Origin of the sequence: Paenibacillus thiaminolyticus (assembly GCF_007066085.1) — a bacterium.
Lineage (GTDB): Bacteria > Bacillota > Bacilli > Paenibacillales > Paenibacillaceae > Paenibacillus_B > Paenibacillus_B thiaminolyticus.
On sequence record NZ_CP041405.1, the window covers coordinates 933,218 to 954,130 of the forward strand.

18 protein-coding genes and 1 pseudogene are annotated in these 20,913 nt (G+C 54.1%); 3 read left to right on the forward strand and 16 right to left on the reverse strand.

The features are described from left to right. Positions 1-29: 29 nt before the first annotated feature. From FLT43_RS04170 to FLT43_RS04210, 9 genes and pseudogenes are all read right to left on the reverse strand, one after another. The gene (locus tag FLT43_RS04170; RefSeq protein ID WP_164776180.1) at positions 30-1,151 is read right to left on the reverse strand and encodes a hypothetical protein; all 1,122 of its coding nucleotides are present in this window, start codon (positions 1,149-1,151) and stop codon (positions 30-32) included. Between the two features lie 117 nt (positions 1,152-1,268). Continuing rightward, positions 1,269-1,466, reverse strand: coding sequence for a hypothetical protein (locus tag FLT43_RS04175; RefSeq protein ID WP_127510893.1), 198 nt, complete (start codon positions 1,464-1,466; stop codon positions 1,269-1,271). A gap of 281 nt (positions 1,467-1,747) precedes the next feature. Next, a complete protein-coding gene (locus FLT43_RS04180) occupies positions 1,748-2,401 on the reverse strand; it encodes a GGDEF domain-containing protein (protein ID WP_087441717.1) in 654 nt (217 codons plus the stop codon). Position 2,402: 1 nt separating this feature from the next. Next, positions 2,403-2,795: a GtrA family protein gene (locus FLT43_RS04185; protein WP_244194126.1), complete on the reverse strand. Its 393-nt coding sequence runs from the start codon at positions 2,793-2,795 to the stop codon at positions 2,403-2,405. Then, positions 2,780-3,745, reverse strand: coding sequence for a glycosyltransferase family 2 protein (locus FLT43_RS04190; RefSeq protein ID WP_244194127.1), 966 nt, complete (start codon positions 3,743-3,745; stop codon positions 2,780-2,782). Before FLT43_RS04190 ends, FLT43_RS04185 begins: the two co-directional genes overlap by 16 nt. An 8-nt stretch (positions 3,746-3,753) precedes the next feature. Continuing rightward, positions 3,754-5,403 carry a hypothetical protein gene (locus FLT43_RS04195; protein WP_087441720.1) on the reverse strand — a complete coding sequence of 550 codons (1,650 nt, stop codon included), beginning with the start codon at positions 5,401-5,403 and terminating at the stop codon, positions 3,754-3,756. After that, positions 5,404-7,482, reverse strand: a complete 2,079-nt coding sequence (locus FLT43_RS04200) for a cyclic di-GMP-binding domain-containing protein, MshE-related (protein WP_087441721.1) — start codon at positions 7,480-7,482, stop codon at positions 5,404-5,406. Positions 7,483-7,510: 28 nt separating this feature from the next. Then, positions 7,511-8,869 (reverse strand): annotated as a pseudogene (locus FLT43_RS04205) (sugar phosphate nucleotidyltransferase). Between the two features lie 260 nt (positions 8,870-9,129). Further along, on the reverse strand, positions 9,130-10,875 hold the full coding sequence (locus tag FLT43_RS04210; protein WP_087441722.1) for an ABC transporter ATP-binding protein: 1,746 nt from the start codon (positions 10,873-10,875) through the stop codon (positions 9,130-9,132). 147 nt (positions 10,876-11,022) lie between these two features. Between FLT43_RS04210 and FLT43_RS04215 the strand changes: the two genes are divergently transcribed. The 3 genes from FLT43_RS04215 (at position 11,023) to FLT43_RS04225 (ending at position 15,939) form a co-directional block, all read left to right on the forward strand. After that, the gene (locus FLT43_RS04215; protein WP_087441723.1) at positions 11,023-12,465 is read left to right on the forward strand and encodes an ABC transporter permease; all 1,443 of its coding nucleotides are present in this window, start codon (positions 11,023-11,025) and stop codon (positions 12,463-12,465) included. A gap of 98 nt (positions 12,466-12,563) precedes the next feature. Then, positions 12,564-14,072 (forward strand): ABC transporter permease, encoded by a 1,509-nt coding sequence (locus FLT43_RS04220; protein ID WP_087441724.1) that lies wholly within the window; start codon positions 12,564-12,566, stop codon positions 14,070-14,072. Positions 14,073-14,106: 34 nt separating this feature from the next. Then, positions 14,107-15,939 (forward strand): ABC transporter substrate-binding protein, encoded by a 1,833-nt coding sequence (locus tag FLT43_RS04225; RefSeq protein ID WP_087441725.1) that lies wholly within the window; start codon positions 14,107-14,109, stop codon positions 15,937-15,939. A 311-nt stretch (positions 15,940-16,250) separates the two neighbouring features. On the opposite strand, the gene FLT43_RS04230 is transcribed toward FLT43_RS04225, so the two are convergent. The 7 genes from FLT43_RS04230 to moaA form a co-directional block, all read right to left on the reverse strand. Further along, entirely contained in the window at positions 16,251-16,733 is a 483-nt protein-coding gene (locus FLT43_RS04230; RefSeq protein WP_087441726.1) for a DsrE/DsrF/DrsH-like family protein, read from the reverse strand. 98 nt (positions 16,734-16,831) lie between these two features. After that, positions 16,832-17,059 carry a sulfurtransferase TusA family protein gene (locus FLT43_RS04235; protein WP_040730214.1) on the reverse strand — a complete coding sequence of 76 codons (228 nt, stop codon included), beginning with the start codon at positions 17,057-17,059 and terminating at the stop codon, positions 16,832-16,834. A gap of 167 nt (positions 17,060-17,226) precedes the next feature. Then, positions 17,227-17,529: a rhodanese-like domain-containing protein gene (locus tag FLT43_RS04240; protein ID WP_087441727.1), complete on the reverse strand. Its 303-nt coding sequence runs from the start codon at positions 17,527-17,529 to the stop codon at positions 17,227-17,229. Between the two features lie 176 nt (positions 17,530-17,705). Beyond that, entirely contained in the window at positions 17,706-18,197 is a 492-nt protein-coding gene (locus FLT43_RS04245; RefSeq protein WP_087441728.1) for a MogA/MoaB family molybdenum cofactor biosynthesis protein, read from the reverse strand. A gap of 86 nt (positions 18,198-18,283) precedes the next feature. Continuing rightward, on the reverse strand, positions 18,284-18,967 hold the full coding sequence (modB, locus tag FLT43_RS04250; protein ID WP_087441729.1) for a molybdate ABC transporter permease subunit: 684 nt from the start codon (positions 18,965-18,967) through the stop codon (positions 18,284-18,286). After that, complete coding sequence (gene modA / locus FLT43_RS04255; protein WP_087441730.1) at positions 18,964-19,806, reverse strand: molybdate ABC transporter substrate-binding protein; 843 nt, start codon at positions 19,804-19,806, stop codon at positions 18,964-18,966. The genes modB and modA overlap by 4 nt, the downstream gene beginning before the upstream one ends. A 53-nt stretch (positions 19,807-19,859) precedes the next feature. Next, positions 19,860-20,867 (reverse strand): GTP 3',8-cyclase MoaA, encoded by a 1,008-nt coding sequence (gene moaA / locus FLT43_RS04260; RefSeq protein ID WP_087441731.1) that lies wholly within the window; start codon positions 20,865-20,867, stop codon positions 19,860-19,862. Positions 20,868-20,913 lie beyond the last annotated feature (46 nt).

A 20,913-nucleotide genomic window follows, 5' to 3' on the forward strand; every position in this document is an offset into this window, starting at 1 on the left:
GTGGTATACTGAATAACGTATTCATCAATTCAAGCAAATTTCGCCGTGTGAACCTGAACAAATTCGAGACCCTGCGGCGCTAGATCCTCCAGCTTGGCATCCTCCAGCCTCATGTTCGTCTGGTTGGCAATATCTCCGATTCGGTAGGAAATGCTTTGTCCCGTTATCAATTCCTTGGCCGAGCCGTCATTGACTGATTTATAGATCCACAGATTCCCTGTCTGCGGCACATCGACGAACCCGTGCTGTGCTTCCGCTTCATCCGTGACTGGGTCGTTCTCTCCCACAGGCTTGAACGACACGGCCGCCTGATTTACAACCTCTTTATCGGGATTATCCTTCAAAATATCCTCGGGATATTTCACTTTGACGAAGATTTCTTTGTAAGACTCGCCTTGGCCCAGCTTCCCGAAGTTCCAGATAAGCTTCCCATTGTCATTGACCGTATACTCGGGACGCGCCAACAAGAGCTCGGCTTCCGGCGGCAGCATATCGGTGATGACGACGTCATCCAGATTCAGATTGCCGTAGCCGTCTTTTTGCATATCGGAGAACAAGATCCGGTATTCCACGGTGCCTCCGGGCTGCGGCTTCACATGCGCCACGGGTCTATACTGTTCCTTTTTCAGATCCCATACGGCGGATGCTTCTGCCTTAACGGTCACTTCATTCGACAGCTTGCCGCCCGGCGTTTGTTCGCTCCGGAAGACTGCCTGCGTCACAGCCTCGGTGCCGTTCGGCGTCACATCATTCGGAAAGCGGACATTGACCTGAAGCGTTCCCGTCGAACCCGGCTCCAGCGCCTCCGCAAAAGTAAACGTAACCGTCCCCGCATCAGGATCATATACCGCGGTTGCCCCATCGCTGTTCACCACACCGGCATATTCCACTTCCTTCGGTATCGGGAGAACGATCTGCGCCCCGTCATACTGATCCGTCGTACTTGACACGCTGTATTCAATATCATAAGTAAATAATCGCCCCGATAGCACGGACGGCATGGAGCTCTTCAGCACGATCTGGATCGTGTCCGCGCCATTCTCCTCACTGCCGGGAACGTCATCCGCGAGCGCGGTCATGGGCATCAGCAGAATATTGACCAACAGCATGAATGCCCACACCATGGCTTGAAATCGTATTGACCTTCTCATTTCCTCAGACTCTTCCTTCCTTAGAAAATCAATCATTCTTCTCTTCCATTACATCTTGATGGAGACACTCATCGTTCAAATTCTCCAGCTTGACTTCATCGCCGATCTCTCAGTTCGTCAAGTCGATAGAAAGGGCGTCCGAATGTAAGGCTGCGGTATCTCGTAAGACACAATTGCCTGCGGCGCCAGCCATCCGGTTCCGGTTACCCCCTCCTTGCCGACCTTCAACGAATGTTCCGTGGCTCCCCCAAGCATCGGTTCTCGCAAATCGATTGTGCCGATGGAGACCGTGCCGTATACCGGGATCCCTTCCATAGAAATGTCCGCTTCATCTTGTTCTGCTGCGATGGAGATGGTAAGAGAAGTTGTAAGGGGGAGATGTTTTGGAACCATGATCAAGATTAACCTGACGGGCAATAGGAGAGCGGCCAGATTCCAGAGCTTTACGTTGACGCGATTCTGCATTGAATCATTCGTTCACCTCCTCTTACGCACTGTTCAGACCAGCAATGAGTGCACTATGTAATAGGCATAAGTATCATAACAAATCCAACTACACCATTTCTCAACAATAATGGAAGCGTTGTCCGAAGCGATTACTTGGCCGCCGGAACCTTATTGTTTTTATGGCGGTACATTTTCCGGTCAGCGGCATCCAGAATGTCGGTGAGATTGCGATGTTTATCCGAGCAGACCTCGAATCCGACCGAGAAGGTTACGTTGATTTTCAGTTCTTTGGAGAGAGAAGCCAATTTATCAGCGAAATACCGCTGCATAATTTTCATGCCGGAGGAACCGTCGCTGAGCATGAGAACAATAAACTCATCGCCGCCCCATCGCGCTATGTAATGTTTTTTCTCAAAGCCTTTCCTTAAAATGTCAGCCGTTTTCTTCAAAATGATATCCCCGGTGCTGTGGCCGTAATGATCATTGATGTACTTGAATTTGTCGATGTCGATAAAAAAGATGGTAATCGTCTGCGATTTGCGTTTTGCTTTCGCTTTTATTTTCGCGAAATTTTTCATAATGAATCTGCGGTTGTATACTTTGGTCAGCGCGTCTCTTTCCGCTTCCCTTTTCACCATTTCATACTTTCGACCGAACCACCAAATGAATATGACCTGTATGAGTAAAGCGGCAAACAAGACGATATCCACATCGCCAATCAAATAGAAGATATAGGCATAGACCGTGACTAACATCGTCAGCATGCCAAATCCGATATAAGCGTTCCTTTTGTTGCCCATCATATCAACCCTTTGCTCTGGTAACTCCGTACTCAAACGTCCAATAATAGTTCAGCAGAAAATTACTTGGCGGAACGACGAAAATGACGAGCAGTTGCCCGAGCACATACGGCCATCGCATCCATTCCACCGCAACGTATATCACCCCCGTATTCATAAGCAGACCGACCGACGAGACGACCGCGTATTTGATGAAAGCCGACCGTCCTCCCCGCGTCTTGCCGAATGTCCACAACAAGTTCAGGATGTAAGACACGATAAGCACAAGAAGGAAGCCGATAGCGGAACTGATGATCGGATTCATTCCAAGCCATTCTACCAACAAGACAAGCACTCCAACATGCAAGAGAGTGCCCAGTACGCCGACGGCGCCGTATTTCATCATTTTTTTAACCATAACAGTTCGCTTCCGCTAGTTGGCATCTCCGTTTCTCGTGCTGCGATCCGCTCCCCGATGACATAGCGCGGCCGCCCTTTCGCTTCATTGTAGATGGACGCGATATACTCGCCGATAATGCCTAGGCTGACCATAACGATGCTGCCGATAATCAGCTGCAGCAGAATAACGGTCGTGAAGCCCGTTACCGCCTCGCCGACGATTTTGCGGTACAGTGTCTGCCCGCCCAAAATAATCGCCCCGATCAAAAACATAATGCCAGCCAGCGTCACGAAGCGCAGCGGCAGCGACGAGAAGGAGGTCACGGCTTGAACCGCCAGTCTGATCAGGCCGAGGAAGCTCCACCGCGTCGTGCTGCCGGCGCGTTCCGGAACTTCGAACTCAATCTGGGTTCTGCTGAAGCCGAGCCAAGCTGTCATGCCGCGGAAGAAGGTTTTGCGCTCGGGCATATTCCGCCAAGCTTCCACAACCTTGCCGTCCAGCAGCTTGAAGTCGGAGGCGCCTCGCAGGTCGAAGCCCGACAATCGGTTCAATATATAATAAAACGACGCAGAGCCTAATTTGTTGCGCAGCGGCTCCTTCCCGCGGCTTCGCTTCACGCATTCGACGATTTCATAGCCATCTTCCTTCCACAGGCGCACCATTTCCCCCAGGAGCGAAGGCGGGTGCTGGAGATCCGCATCCATCACGATGACGGCGCGGCCTCTCGCATGCTCCAGCCCGGCGCATAACGCAAGCTCCTTCCCGAAATTGCGGCTTAAGCGGATCGCTGACAATTCAGCAAAGCGCCGGCAGGTCTCCTCAATCCGCAACCAAGTCCGATCCGTCGAGCCGTCATCAACGATAAGCATTTCGAAGCTCTCGCCAAGCTGCGCCAGCTGTTCACGAATGATTGCCAACGTTCCATCAATATGAACTTCCTCGTTATACACTGGGAGAATGATCGTCATATCCGGTCTCATTGCTCACTCACACCCGCTTCTTTCTTTACTTTATACAACCGCCACAGACCGCCGTTTTCATCGCCGAACTCTTTGTGGAGCTCGCACCATTCCGCCCCTTTTTCATAGAAATCAGGGTATAACCGGTTATCTGCGCTTAAAGCGGAACTGATATTGGGCTTCGGGCTTAAAATATAATCGACGCCCTGACCTTGCGGATCCGCCAATGCATCGCGAAAATTAAAATCGCTCGTAATAATGTACCGGCTCGGTTTTTCACTGTTCAGAATGATATAAAAGGCGGAATACGAGTCCATTAAAATTTTGTCCCGCCGCAATTCGCTATCCAAGTAACGCGCAACCTCGCGGTCCACTTCCTGCAGATTGGCATGCTCTTGCGCATGCAGCATTTTGTTCTCATCCGGCGCGATATCCGGGTTGAACCAGGCCCATGTCAGCACCGCGGCCGACAATACCAGACTCGCCGCCGCAATTCCCGAATTCCACAGCGACTTCCTCACCTTGCTCAGCTCATAAGGAATCCAGGCAACCGTAATCGGAAATACGTACATGAAATACCGGAACCATCCGAACGAAGTGCCTTTGACAAGCAGCAAATACTGTAAAGCCACAATGGAAAACACCATCGACGCCAAGCCGGCAAGCTCCCATAGATGGGCCCTGCGGTTGATAATGCGAAGCAGCACGACGCCAATGAGCGGAATGGAGAAGTACGCCATCTTCTTCAGCACGAATAGTAAGCTGTTGAACGGGTGGCCGATGAGATGCATGAATTGCTGATCGGAAGCCAGCATTGCCGACTGCTCTACGTTCGAATACTCGGAATTCAAGAAATAGAACGGATTGCCCATAATGAGATAGTTCAGCAAAATCCAGAGCAGGCCCGAATATACAATCGGCGACCATACCAAAGTCATGACGCTTTCGATCTGCTCATATTTATTGCGGAATCCCGTTCTCCCCGCTCCCGGCTTCTTGTCGGCGCGGAACAGCAGCGCCAGTATGACGGTAAGGCCCAGGCCGATACCAAATGGCACCGCTTCATACCGCGTCCAGAACGCCATCGCAAGGGCCAAGGACAACTTCAGCAAGCTGCCGACGTTGCGGTCCTTGAACCAATAAGTCAGATGAACGACCGAGTACATCGTAAAAAAGATAAACGGCGCGTCGCTCAATCCGTTCATGCCGAACAAAAACATAAACGGGTTGAAAGCAAACAGTAGACTGATGGCGACGCTCACCCAACGGGATACACCGTGGGAATCCCCGGCCTGCACCAGCAAGGCGGCCGTACATCCCGCGAACAGGCTGGACATGAACACCCCCGCCAAGCCGGAGGATGCGAGCGCCGGGAACAAGGGATAAAAAGCTAAAAAGGCGATTTCCACCAGGCTTGGAAGCGGATTCCACACGAAGCCGATGGCTCCGAGATGGGGATCGCCGCTATACAGCACGTAGAAGGCGTCGGCTACCCGGCTCATCGCATCCGTATGCACATAACCAATATGATGACTGACATAATAACCCGCGATCCATTCAGTCACGAACACAACGGAGAACACGAGCCAATATACATGCCGAGACGTGCGCTGTTGAACCGCAGCCGGCAATAAGTCAGGCGAATGATAGGATGCTGCGACTTCCATTTACACTCCAACATCCTTTCCAGTCATTTGTTGGACAACCACATCCGGCTCCGTCAAGCCGTGTGTCGTTTTTTCCCAATAGAACGGCCGTGTTATCAACTGCCACAACGCTTTTAAGGCGGCAATGCTCATCAACACCCAATAGATGGGTGTCAAAAAGGCGTATTTGACGATGCCGTATGAAAACACGCGTTCGTTCTTGCGTTCCATCTCATCAATCACCCAGTATACCCCGGCCGCGTTGCTCAAGATGAATAAGAAGTTCCCGATCAAAAACTCGATGGCCGCGATGTAATAAATAATGCCGGGGAAGAACTTCGGCACAAATTCCATTTCCCAGCCGTACCATAGAATGAGCAGCGCCCAGAAGATCGGGTTGAGCAGCGGAAGAAGAGGGGCGGACAAGACCATGACCTGAAAACCGAAAAAGCCTCTGGGACCCAATTCCTTCCACAACTTGAGCGGATTGCGCATATGGACAAGCCAGGTCTGCATATACCCCTTGATCCACCGGGAGCGCTGCCGAATCCAATTGCCTACGCGGCTGTTCGCTTCCTCCCATGTACGCGAATCGACGATGGCCGTCATATATCCCTTCTTGTATAAGCGAATGCCCAGATCGGCGTCTTCCGTTACGTTATAAGGATCCCCTGCGTTGAGCTCTTTCAACACCGAGGTTTTAAAATGGTTGGAGGTTCCTCCGAGCGGGATAGGTAAATTCAGCTTCATAATTCCTGGCAGCAGCAGTTCGAACCACATGCTGTATTCTTGGGTGAACCACCGCGTCATCAAATTTTGGTCGCTGTTGAAATAATTCAATTTTGCCTGCACGCATACGACGTTGGACGGACTATTCCGGAAAGCAAGAAACACTTTCTTCAATTGATCGGGATCCGGGCGATCCTCCGCGTCATAAATGACGACATAGTCGCCACGCGCGCGGATCAATCCGTAATTGCATGCCTTCGGCTTTGTTTTCGGCAAGCTGTGCGGCACGACAAGCACCGTATAATAGGCCGGCAGCTTCATTCCGGCTAGGAGCTCCTGCGCTTCAATATCGTCTTCTTCGATCAGCAGCCGGACATCCAGCTTGGCCTTCGGGTAATCCAACCGCTCCAGATTATCAAGCAAATGCGGGATAACATTGCTTTCTTTGTACATCGGGACAAGAATTGTATAGATTGGCAGCTCTTTCTCGTCTATCGCCAGCAATTCCTCTTCCGTCAATCGAAGCTGGGCCGTGCTCCTCGTTCCTTTTAATGTAATGACGAATTTGAAGAAGGACATCGCAAAGTAAGCGACCTGCACAATAATGTTCAACATTATCAGCGTAGCGAACCAATTCCACAATAGACCGATTACAACTAAGGCTGCGAGCACCAATATAAATATGAACTGCGGTGTCGTGAATGTCACATGCGCTGAATTTTCCGGATTTTCCTCCATCAGTTTGTCCGTGCTCGCCTGCATCAGTTCCGTCTCATAGACCGATTTCCAGAAAAACACCATCTCTTCCCGCGTCGCCAGCACTTGTTCAATCGGCCCGCCGATATAGGCCTCCAGTTCGGTCATCTGCGTGTCCGTCAACGGCGAGCCGACCGCGATGAGAGACCGGTTCGCCAGCTTATTCACGATCACGGCGTCATACGCGCGCGCCGTCGCCTCCGGCAGCTTCGTCTCTTGCTCAAAAGAATACTCCGTGCCGATGCGTCCGATCTGCTGCTGGGTTGCGATCGCACGATAGAGCGGCCCGGGTTCAATCATTTGCAACGACAGCAAAATATCGCCCAGGATGCCGCCGCTTTTGCGTTGAAATTCTAGCGCTTGATCCAATTGCTCCTGCGTAATGTCACCGGACTGCACCAGCATCTCGCCGAGCAGCCCCTTCCCGCCGGTCCGCTTCATCAATCGCTCGACCGCTTCCGGGCTCACACCGTACAGGGCAACTACGTTATCCCCTAACCTGCCCCCGTATTGCTGCTGATGCTCGAGCGCAGAGCGAAGTTGGCTGTCCGTAATCAGACCCTCGCTGACCAGCAAATCTCCAAGTCTTCCCGGGGACGTCGTCTCCAGTATCATTTCCTCTCACAACTCCCGATTTTAGCGCTTATATTTGCTGTGAATACTCAAACCGTACGATATCCTCTTCCTCGATCGATTCTCCGACTTGGATTTCAATCAGGTCGACCGTTGTGATCGCTTTGATGCCATGCTTCGCTCCGGGCAGAATTCGCACCACATCGCCGGCGCTCGCCGTGTAGCTAAGGCCGTCCACGGTCACTTCCGCCTTGCCCCGCACGATCGTCTACATCTCGCTCCGCTTGTAATGCACCTGATAGCTAATCTGCTTGCCGGCGTAGATATGCACCCGCTTCGTCAAGGATTGCTGGTCCTGCGTCGGTTCGCCCATATGGAGAATGCTGTACCAGCCATATAGCGTTTCCTTGTACATCGGCCGCGCGGATACGGTCGGCACCATCTGTTTGAGGCGGACGCTTGCCGCCTTGTCTGAGATCAAAATGCCGTCCGGCGACGCGACGACGACCGCGTTCGAGATCCCGAGCACGACGACAGGGATATCCAACTCATTAATAACATGCGTATTTTCGCTGTCACCGCTGACAACGCCTTTCCCGTACAGCTGCTCCGTCATCTGCTCCGTCCATTCGTTCCAGGTCCCCAGGTCGTTCCAGCGGCCGGCGAACGGCTTGACGGCAATCCGAGCTTCCTTCTCTGCCACCTCATAATCGAAGCTGTTCCGCGGCAGTAAATGATATTGGCGCACCAATTCGTCATAACGAAGGGGCCATCCGCCCTGCCGCAATATCCGCAATATGTATTCCAGCCGGAACGCGAACACGCCGGCATTCCATAACGCGCCCAATCCGATCCACATCTCCGCTTCCGAGGAGGGCGGCTTCTCAATAAAATGCTGTACCTTAAGCAAATGCTGCTCTGAGGATTGCCCGGGTACGGGAATGATATAGCCGTATTTCTCGGAAGGATTCGCGGGGGCAATGCCCATGAGCACGATTCCCTCATCCGATTGCGCCGCGATAGCGGCCATCGTGTTGAGCTCTTCATAGTAATCGTCGTCCACATCGACATCGACAGGCATGACGACGATCACCTCATCCCCGGATATCCCCCTCTCGCTGTGCATATAGGCGCAAGCGAGCGCGATGGCAGGGAACGTGTCCCGCCGCTCCGGCTCCAGGACGAGCGGCGCCGCGGCGCCCAGCTGAGATATTATTAGTTCCTCCTGCGCCCGGGGGGCCGCGATGACAGCGGAATGCTGCAGACCCGCCCCTTCAATCTTCTGCCAGACTCTCTGCAGCATCGATAACCGGATGCGATCGTCTTCCTCGAAGGAACGGTTCACTTTAATAAACTGCTTGGAACGACAGTCATTCGACAGCGGCCATAACCGCTTCCCGCTGCCGCCGGATAACAAGATCAACTTCAACCAATTCTCCTACTTTCATAAAATAATTGATCGTTGAGTACTTTCTGTGTGTTTTGGCATAGATCCATTGAACCGTATCCACCTCCACACTTTCTGAACACTTTCAGAATGTAAAAAAAGCCGCCTTCCGTCCCTATTCGACGTCAGGCGACCCTGTATTCCGGGGCACTTGCATATATCAAGTTCGATTGCGCTCAGCTATGCTGCTCATCCATACAGCCAAGCCCGCCATCCCCAACCAGCGGCAGGCCGCGTTAACGTCACCCGCTCATGGGCATCGCCACCCAATGCCCCCTCGTTACCTCAACCAGCTCGGATTGGTCCAGCTGATATGTGTCCGCTTCGGTCTGCTCCTCCATCAGCACCCGTTTTTTGGCCGCTTCGACCTTCGGATCGGGAACCGGAATCGCAGCCAGCAGCGACTTCGTATACGGATGCTGCGGATTCGCATACAGCTCCTCGCTTTCGGCCAGCTCGACGATCTTGCCCCTATACATCACGGCGACCCGATCGCTGATATGCTTGACCATCGACAGATCATGTGCGATGAACAGATACGTGAGCCCGAGACGCTGCTGCAGCTCCTCCATCAGCTTCACGATCTGCGCCTGAATGGACACATCGAGTGCGGACAGCGGCTCGTCGCATACGATGAACTTCGGCTCGACCGCGAGGGCGCGCGCGATCCCGATGCGCTGACGCTGGCCCCCGGAGAATTCGTGCGGATACCGCGTTGCATAGGCCGAATCAAGCCCGACCATATCGAGCAGCTCCTCCACCCGCTTCTTCCGCCGCTGCTTGCTTCCCGCCAGCCGGTGGACATCGAGCGCTTCGCCGATAATATCTAATATTTTGAATCTGGGATTGAGCGAAGCATACGGATCCTGAAAGATCATCTGCATATAGCGCCGCATCGTCTTCATCTCTTTGGCGGACATCCGGTTCACGGCCATCCCTTGGTACAAAATATCGCCGCCTGTCGGCTCATGAAGGCGCAGAATCGATCTTCCGGTCGTCGATTTGCCGCAGCCCGATTCGCCGACGACGCCGAGCGTCTCCCCTTCGCGGATATAGAAGCTGATATCATTGACCGCCTTGATGATGTTTCCCTTGCCGAGATCGAAATATTGCTTGAGCGATCGTACCTCCAGCAGCGGGCACGCATCGTCCGCATCCTTCTTCACGAAGATCGGCGCAGGCTTCGGCTTCTTCTTCTCATTCAGGCGCGGGAGCGCGCCGAGCAGCTTCCTCGTGTACGGATGCTGCGGGCGGGCAAAAATCTCCTCCGTCGTGCCCGTCTCGACGACAGCGCCATCCTTCATGACGACGACCCGATCGCACAGGCCGGCGACGACGCCCAGATCATGCGTGATTAAAATGATCGAAGTGCCCAACTGCTGCTGCATATGCTTCATCACATTCAAAATCTGGGCCTGAATTGTCACGTCGAGTGCTGTCGTGGGCTCATCGGCGATGAGGAGCGCAGGCCGGCAGGCAAGCGCAATCGCGATCATGACGCGCTGGCGCATCCCTCCCGAGAATTCATGCGGATACTGATGGTAGCGTCTCTCGCTGTTGCGGATGCCGACCAGCTTCAGCATCTCGATCGCCTGCTTCTTGGCGGCGGCGGCAGACAGCTTCTGATGCTTGATCAAGCCTTCCTCAATCTGTCTTCCAATCGTCATCGTCGGATTCAGCGATGTCATCGGATCTTGAAAGATCATGCCCATATCCCGGCCGCGAATGCTCTCCATTTCCTTATCCGTGTAATTTTCAACATTCTTTCCCAGGAATATGACTTCGCCTTCTCTCATATACGATACTGAAGAAGGAAGCAAGCGCATAATCGAACGAGCCGTCACACTCTTGCCGCTTCCGGACTCCCCGACAATTCCGAGCGTCTCTCCCTGATTCAGCTCGAAGCTGACATCGCGAACAGCCTGTATCTCCTTGTCCCGTGTCAGAAAAGTTACCGATAAATTGTTGACCTGCAAAATCGTATCCATTTCACTCACCCGCCTGAACGTCCGTTATCGATTCTACTAAAGGTTTGAACAAGAACTTCTATCTCCGTTATTGACAAAAGCTTAAAATAAAATATACTATATCCATCGGAATTATACAATTTAAAAAAGGAGGCAGCAAGAGTCGCTATGGAGAGTACGCAAGCAGCTAGAAATTCCGGTTCAGCGGCCCGTATCGGGAACGCCTACAATAAAATGCTATTGAACCCTTCCTATAAATATGCCGTTCTTCTGCTTGGCCTGCCTGTGCATCTCATCGTGTTCATCATCTATCTCATCCGGCGAAGGCACGATACATATGCCTCTGCGAGAGAGAAGATGGAGGCCGATCTTCTCGCATCCGGCTACAAGGATCGGCTCCGGGCCGAGATCGAGGAGCAGACGCTGCGGAAGCGGGCATTCTTCGGACAGCAGTCGAGCAAGACAGCGAGCGCGCGGGAAATCGAGAGATGGACAGAGGCGGAATTCCGCAAGACCCTGACGGAGCGGACGATTGCGCATCTGGGGCAGAGCGGCGCGGCGCGGATCATTTATGCAGACACCTTCGCTTCGTTGCTGAGCCAACCGCTGTTCTTCGCTCTATCGATAATTCTCGGATTTCCCATGTACTTACTCATATTGGTGTACAGCAACTCCTTCCTTAAATACATTTTCGAGCGTCTCATCATGAGCCTGTTCGTGATTATCGGGGTTGCCGTGCTCGTGTTCACGCTGCTGCATCTGTCGCCGCTTCATCCGGCCGCCAATATTCTCGGCGAGACCGCGACCGAGGAGCAGATCGCTTCCTTCAATAAGCTGTACGGGCTGGATCAGCCATACCTCGTACAACTGTGGAACACAATGAAGGGAATAGCGACCTTCGATCTCGGCAAGTCGTTCTCGGGCAACGAGCAAGTGACGTCAGCCATCGCCGGCAAATTCCCGATCACGCTTCAGTTGACGGTCATCTCGCTGCTGCTGGCCGTGATCATCGCCTTACCGATCGGAATCATCTCGGCGGCGAGACCGAACTCATTCTTTGATTACACGTTTATTTTTATCGCTTTGATCGGTTTGTCCATCCCTAACTTTTGGCAGGGACTCATCTTCATCTTGAACTTCTCGATCAAGCTGCAATGGCTTCCGGCGACCTACAATCCGCAAAACTGGCTGTCCATGATTATGCCGGTCGTCGTGCTGGGAACGGGCTTGACGGCCGCCGTGGCCCGGATGACCCGTTCATCCACGCTGGAAGTCATTCACGAGGATTACATTTTGACTGCCAGGGCCAAAGGACTGAGCCAGCGCCAGGTGCTGCTCCGGCACGCCGTGACGAACGCCCTCATTCCGGTTATTACCGTCATCGGGCTGCAATTCGGCGGCATGCTGGGAGGAGCCGCCGTGACGGAAAAAGTGTTCAATATTAGCGGGATCGGCAGCTACATCGTGGACAAACAATTCATTCCCGATATTCCGAGCATTATGGGCGGGGTTGTCTACACCGCGATTACCATTTCACTCGTCAATATGCTGATTGATATTTTGTACGCCTTCTGTGACCCGCGCATCCGTTCGAAGATGAAACAATATTGAAATGCGTGTTCAAAACCGGCCGGTTGCAGCGTCAAGAAGCAGTATCACTTCGCGAGCAAAAGCGGCCCTTTGAAGAACCTCTAAAAGCAGGTGTAACCATGACCAAGTTGACACAACCCAGACAGGAGAAAAAGCGGAAGCTGAGATTGTCACCGGAATATACCCAATCGAGCTTCGCCTGGATCGTCTCTGCCGTCCTGTCCGCCGTTCTGTTCCTGAACAGCTACGACTGGGCCGCCAAGACGGTGAACCGATTTGTGCTGCTCGCTGCCGTTATCTACCTGGGCTTCGGACTCATTCAAATGATCATCACCGCCATGCTTCGAAGCGATCTGCTCCGACAAGGGGCGATCCGCAGACGGACGCGGATACTGTCCTATATTCAGCTCCCTAGCGCCCTGACGGGCAACGTATTCGTCGCCGCGTGCGCATTCAATCTGATCAGGAAAGAGAAGAGCTCAGAGTATACGATCGCTGTCTATATGCTCCTCACCCAGTTCTATGTTATCGCTATATCGGGATTGAATATGTTCAAGCCATATGTAGCCGATGCCTTTCCGCTGGCGATGCTGGCCCTGATCGGAATTGCGGTCTTCCAGTTGATTGCGCTCATACTCGTAGCCGCCAAGGTGCAGCGGCATTACGCTCCCTCCTGGATGGCTGTCATTGCCGCAGCGCTCATCCTGACCGCCCTGACCGGGAATCTGTTCGCGCTGCTGCTCGGGTGGAATCTGATCGCGAAGATACGCCGGAACAGCAATCCGGCCGAGGTGAAATGGGAGGAAGTGTGGGAGCGGCTGACACTGAATGCGACGGCGATGTCCGGCCTGTTCTTCATCGTGTTCCTGTTCTCGATTAGCGTCTGCAGCTTCTTCACCTTCGACTACAGCGTGGCGGTCGAGAACAACTATGGCGCGATTCTGCAGGCTCCGAGCCTCGCCTATCCGTTCGGAACGGATAACTTCGGGCGGTGCCTGTTCTCGCGCATCATATTTGGCGCCCGCATCTCGCTCATCGTCGGCTTCCTGTCGACCGCGATACCAGTTGTCATCGGCGGAACGCTCGGCGCCATCTCCGGATATTACGGCCGACGGACCGACAATGTCATCATGCGGCTGCTTGACATTCTGTACGCGGTTCCGGGAATCCTGCTGGCGATCGCCATTATCGCCGCCTTCGGCGCGAATACGGCCAATCTCATCCTGGCACTCAGCATCGGATCGATTCCGACCTACGCGCGAACGATGCGGGCCAACGTCCTGCAGGTGTCGACCTATGAATACGTCGAGGCGGCGCGGGCGTTCGGCTCAAGCCATTCCGCCATCATATTCAAGCATATCGTGCCGAACTCGCTGGCGCCGATGATTGTCAAATCGACGCTCACGATCGGCGGCGCCGTCATCTCGACGAGCAGCCTGAGCTATCTGGGACTCGGCGTAGAGCCGCATATTCCCGAGTGGGGCAATATTTTGAAGCTGGGAAGCGCCTATCTTGAATCCCATTCCTATCTCGCGATTTACCCCGGCCTGGCGATCATCGCCTTGGTCCTGTCCTTCAACTTTTTGGGAGACGGGTTGCGGGACGCGCTCGATCCGAAGATGGGATAACGATACACATACTTCATACTTAGGAGGAATCATCATGAAGAAAAGGTCATTATTCATTGTCATGCTCGCGATCGCCCTCGCGGTGACCGGCTGCACGGTGAACACCAAATCCAACACGGAAGGCCAGAACAAGCCGGCCACGGGTGGGGACAGCAAGCCGGCGGCCGAGGGCGCCGTCGATATCGAGCTCCTCGGGATGAGCTCGGGGCAGGACGACATCAACATCATTCGCGATCAGCTGACGAAGAACGGCTTCAACGTGAAGCTGAACCTTCAACCGGACTATGGCAGCTTCAAGGCCCAGGAGGAGGCCGGCAACTTCGACATCTCGCTCGCCGGCTGGACAACGGTGACAGGCAATCCGGACTATGCGGTCCGTTCCCTGTTCAAGTCGGGCGGCGACTACAGCATTCTCTCCGACCCGGAGATTGACGAGTTGATCGAGAAGGCGGCATCCGAGACACCGGATCAATATGCCGACACCTACAAGCAATTTGAGCAGAAGCTCGTCTTCGATAAAGCCTATATCGCGCCGCTTTACATTTCCGTCAAAAGCCAGGCGTTCAATAAAGAGGTGCTGAACGAGAAGTCGGTGCGGCTGTCCAAGTCCCGGTCCTTCGCCTGGGAGGATGTCGACTTCAACGATACATCCAAGCGGGACAGCGAACCGCTGCTGCTGACGCAGACGAACCCGACCTTGACGTCGCTCGATCCCATCAAAGGGAATGACGGCTCGATTAATATGATCAATACGAATATGTACGTCCGGCTGATCAATCTGACCGATGACGACAAAATAACGGCGGACGGCTCCCTGTCCCGCGCGTACAGCATTGCCGAAGGCAATTCGGAATATTATTTCATCCTGCGCGACGATATCCATTTCGCCACAGTATCCGACAAAAAAGCGGTCGATTCCGGCGAGCGCGTCGGCGCCGACGATGTCGTCTTCTCCTTGAACCGCGCCAAGGACAAAAACTCGGTGCCCGATCACCGCACGTACAGCCTTCACGAGCATATCAAAAATGTCGATATCGTCACGGACGTGAACGCCCTGGAGCAAGTGAAGGTGTCCGGCGGCGGCGAGACGGTGAAGGAAGCGCTGGAGAAAGGGTTGGATACGAAAATATCGGCCCTCGTCGCGGATAAAAAAGAGGCCGACAATAAAGAAGGCAAGTATCAGGTCATCAAGCTGACGACGACAGAGCCGTTTCCTCAAGTACTGAATTACTTGGCGCACCAATCGGCCGGAATCGTCTCGAAGAAGCAAGTCGAGAGCATCAACACGTATGATGCCGCCTCCTTCGACGTCAACAAAGATATTCCTTACGGCGATCAGAACACGGTTACCGAAGGCAGCAAATACAACAACACGCTGTATACAAGCGGACCGTATTTTTTGCTCTACAAGAACGATTATGAAGCCAAGTTCCAGAAAAATCCGGGCTATATGAAGGGAAGCGACCATGAGCCGAAGATAGCCAATGTGACGCTGCGCTTCATCAAGGATACAGACAGCGCCCTCGCTGCATTGCGCAGCGGCGAAGTTCACGTCAATTACGGGGTGCCGGATACGAAGTTCGATGCCGTGAAGGGCGACAGCAAGCTGAGCCTGCAGACAATTCAGAGCAATGCCGTCTCCTATCTGCTGTTCAATACGAAAAACCGCGACGTCGCGAAGAGCGAGGATCTGCGCAAAGCCGTGCTGTACTCGATTAACCAGGACGAGATTCTGCAATTCTACAATAATAATAAGTACAAAGCGGCTTCGACGGTAAGCCCGATTGTCCAGACCGGGAACGAACTGAAAGCCGATCCGGCCAAGGTAAAGGAATATTTGGACAAATATAGAGCCGCGGCGAAATAATAATCACGAAGAAGGTCCCGGGCTTTCTCCATGCGAGAGCCCGGGACCTTGCTATGCGCCCGCGTCATGCCTGCCGCGAGGCGAACCTGCCGTAGAAGCTCGCGCCGTCTATCATCCAGAACCGCTCCTCCATTTCAATATTGAGGAACCAGTACTCCCGCTCGGTTACATACCAGCCCCATCGGCCTTCATGAACGCAGCGAAGCCCGGTACGTACAGTGTACCGGGCCTGCTCTTCCGGGAACTATAGAGCAGTTCCCTCATATGTGAACCGATTTCGGACCGTCTTCGGCGGCGCGAATTCGGGCTTATCAGATAAACAAATTCACCCTTCCATCCGCCGCATCGCCCAGATAGGCGGCCACTCCGCCATATTCGACGCCATCAATCAGCTCCTCCTGCTGCAGGCCGAGCAGATCCATGGTCATCGTGCAGGCAACCAGCTTCACCCCTTGCTCCTGCGCCAACTCGATAAGCTGAGGCAGCGTCAGCGCTTGGTGCTTTTTCATGACATGCCGAATCATTTTCGGACCCATGCCCAAATAGTTCATTTTGGACAATCCCAGCTTGTTCGCGCCCCTCGGCATAAGAAAGCCGAACGCTCTTTCAAGCCATCCCTTCTTGACCTGGACGGCCTCTTCCCGCCGCAGGGCGTTCAACCCCCAGAACGTGAAGAAGATCGTCACTTCATGCTCATAAGCGGCCGCGCCGTTCGCGATGATGAACGCGGCCATGGCCTTGTCCATTTCTCCGCTGAACAACACAATCGTCGTCTTCTGTGGCGATTGTTCCACTCGCTCCCCTCCTTTCCATTACTTCGCAGGCTTAGGCTGCAGCGCATATGCCAAGCCGGAGCGATTGGCAGGCATCGCTGTGCCCGCCTTCGGTCCTGCTACTTTTTCCGCACATAAAATTTGTAGACGCCCTGTTCCTCTTCCTGTCCCACCATCTCATGGTTGGTCTTTTTGACCCATGCCTGGAAATCGTTCAGCGACCCTTTATCGGTCGAGATGACCGCCATTACCTGTCCGCTTTCCAGCGCCTCCAGCGCTTTCTTCGCTTGCACGATCGGCATCGGACATGCCATTCCGCTCGTATCCACAACAGTCGTTACCTTCATCTTGTTCCACCTCTCCAATCCATGTTCTTATTCGTGGTCATGCCTCAGGAGGCGCATGGGTACGAACTCCTTGTCGTCTCCCGCTGCCCGCGCCCTCCCTCGAATCGTCCGGCCCAAGATATCACCCTCGTGACAGACGCCGGGCTCCCTGTGCCGGAATGCTGCTCCTACTTCACTTCTCCCTCCCAGTCATTCATGCCGCCGGACAGATTGTGCAGCCGGGTATAGCCCGCCGCAGCTAAATATTGGCACGCTCTCGCGCTCCTGCCGCCGGCTTGGCACACGACAATCCATGCCTGCGCCGGATCGAGCTCGCCGCTCCGCTCCGGCAATTCACTCAGAGGGACATTCACCGCACCCGGGATATGTCCGTCCGCATATTCCTCCGGCTCGCGGACATCCACGCACCGGGCCTTCTCCGCGTTCATCATCTGCTCCGCCTCGCCGGGAAGCACTTCTTTCCAAGACATTTCAGCACACCTCCACTTTATATACACATACCCGTATAGGTATATGAACAGTATAATAAGATCCCTGCCGCTCGTCAAGCAACAGGGATCCTTTTCAGTCCTGCTATGCGGTTCGCGCTTCCTCATCGGCTGCGGCGGTCAATGCGTCATGCCTGCCCGTCTCCTTTTTTCCGAGATTAACGATGCTCGCTCTCCTGTCCGCTCAGAATCCGAAGCGCATGCGGCAATTGATCGATAACCGCCATCAAATTCTCGTATGCACCCCGCGGACTGCCCGGCAGATTCACGATAAGCGTACCATTGCGGATACCGCAAATCCCTCGTGACAGCATCGCCCGGCGCGTCTTGAGCATCGAAGCGGCGCGCATCGCCTCGGCCATTCCGGGCACCGCTTTCCCGATGACTTTCATCGTAGCTTCCGGCGTAACATCGCGCGGAGCCAGCCCGGTCCCTCCCGTCGTAATGATGAGGTCTGCGTGATGATCATCAGCCAGCTCGATAAGCGACGCGGCTATATCATGCAATTCATCGGGAACGATCCGGTAATCGATAATGTCTCCTTGCAGTTCTTCTTCCACCAGTTCACGAATAACCTGCGCGCTCGTATCTTTCCGTTCGCCGCGCGCCCCTTTATCGCTTGCGGTCAGTATCGCCACACGCCAACGCATGATTCCAGTTCACCTCTTTCACAAGTTAACCGGCAGCCAGGCCTGTCCCGCTGCGCGACCCGACGCTATCTTTGTTGCCTTTAACCTTACTCCCATGTTCGTTGCCCTCTCCCCGTCAGCAGGAGCATTATGAACGAGACAAGGATCATCGAGACGGTCCAGGCCCACGCCATCGTCATATGGCCCGAATCGACGGCGACATAGATGGCGGTCGGCACCGTCTGCGTCTTGCCTGGGATATTGCCGGCAATCATTAAGGTTGCTCCGAACTCGCCGAGCCCGCGTGCGAATCCCAGAATAAAGGCCGTCAAGACCGACGGAACCGACAGCGGCAGCAAAATATAGCGGAACACCTGCCACTCGCTTGCCCCGAGCGAGCGTCCCGCCTCCACCAATTGCTTGTCTACCGAAGCAAAGCCCGTCTTCATCGTCTGAAAAATAAGAGGGAAGGAGACGACAAAGGAAGCGATGACAGCCGCTCCCCATGAAAAAATGATCGGCGCAGACAGCAGCCACTCCGCCAGCGAACCAATCCAGCTTTTCCTCCCCAGCAAGACCAATAATATAAAGCCGACTACCGTAGGCGGAAGCACAAGCGGCAGCATAATTACGGTCTCAACGAATACTTTGCCCTTGAATTGAACCCGGGACATCTTCCATGTCAACAGGACTCCGCACACGGTAGCCAATACGCTTGAGCACACCGCTACACGCAGCGACAACCAGACAGGAGGCCAGAATTGTCCCCAATCCATCCCGAGGCTGCTCATGAAGAAGACGGGATCGAGAATCCGTACTTCTCAAAGATGTTCAAAGCCTCTTCTGTCTGTAAATAGCGGTAGAACTGCTCCGCTTCCTCTCTATGCTTCGTTGCCGCAACAATTCCGAGCGGATACTCTATCGCCGTATGCGTTGACGGGGCAATGACATACGCAATGTTCACATCAGAAGTGGACAGGGCATCCGTCTTATACACAATACCCGCATCGGCGTTCCCCGTTGACACATATTGCAGCACCTGCCGCACATCCTTCGCCTGCACCAGCTTCGGCTGCAGCTGATCCCATAATCCGGCATTCGTCAATGCCTCCTTGGCATAGCTGCCCGCGGGCACGCTGTCCGGAATGCCGATCGCCACCGTACGGAGCCTGTCTTCAAGCAAGCCGGCTTCCGAGCTGACGATGGCCTTGCTGTCGGAAGGAACGATAACAACCAGCTCATTCGTCAGCAAGCTCATCTGATCGTTCGAGTTTACAACCTGCTTTTCAACCAACTGCTTCATCTGCTTCACTGCCGCGGAGAAAAACAAATCCGCCGGAACCCCTTGCTCAAGCTGCTTTTGCAGGGCCCCCGAGCCTCCGAAGTTGAAATGAAGCCGAACCCCGGCATGAGTCGATTCATATAAGTTCTGGAATTCCGACAAGGCGTCTGTCAAGCTTACTGCGGCGGATACGGTTAACTCCACCTGTTCCTTCTGCGCTTCGTCCGTTGCCATGCCGGCCGATGCTTTACCGGACTCATGTTCAACGCCGGAAGCGCATGCGGCGCTGACGAGCATAAGAAGGGCCAGCAGCATCGCTGCCGCGGCATATCGAAATGATTTTATCATCGCAATGCCTCCTTGAAAGTACACAGTCTCATTCTCAAAAAGTACTCCACACGCTATCCGCCAATCTGCGACATGCGGCGTGACGTCGGTGTATGAGTTGTCTCCTCATCGGCCAATTGCTTGAACATCTCATGGCTTTCGGGCTTCGTGCCCAGGGCACGCAGGAAGAGCTGGCGCACCGCCTCGTCGTCTCCGATCACATGGCGAAGTTGATAATCCTCCGTCCAGGCCAGGCATGGCTTAATATAGCCGTCGGCCGTCAAGCGCAGCCGATTGCAAGTGCGGCAGAAATGCCCGCTTACCGGATGGATGAGCCCGAAGCTGCCCGCCGCTCCTTCCAGCCGATAATCATCTGCGGGACCGCTGCCTTGCCGGGACGGTGCCGGAAGGTAAGCCCACTGTCTCTCTGCGCATACGTCGAACACGCGCTGCAGCGGGAGATAGAGATTTTTCCATTGCGAGTCATTGTGTCCAATGGGCATATATTCGATAAATCTCACAATTATCGGATGCTCCATCGTGAGCCGAAGGAAGTCCGCGATTTCATCCTCATTTATCCCCTTCATCAGCACCACATTCAGTTTCACCGGAGATAATCCGGCGGCAAGGCAGGCCGCAATGCTATTCAGCACCTTGTCCACGTCGCCGCCGCGGGTAATCATTTTGAACCGATCCGGCTTCAAGGAATCCAAGCTAATATTCACTCGGGTCAGACCTGCTTGCTTCAACCGCTCGGCCTTCGGCGCCAGGAAGATGCCGTTCGTCGTCAACGAGATATCTTCAATCCCGGGAATGCGCGCCAGCATGGCGATCAGCACATCCAGCTCTTTGCGCACCAGTGGTTCGCCGCCCGTCAGCCTCAGCTTGCGCACCCCCATACCGGCCAGCACCCTGGCCACTTCCGCTATCTCCTCATAGCTCAAGATGTGCGCGGACGGCTCGAACTCGAGCCCCTCTTCCGGCATGCAGTAAATGCACCGCAAATTGCAGCGGTCGGTAACCGAGATGCGCAAGTAATCATGTTGCCGTCCAAAGCTATCCACCAACACAGATGCGCTCATGCTCTCACCGCCCCTTTCCATTTCATCCCTTCCGGCTCCAACAGAT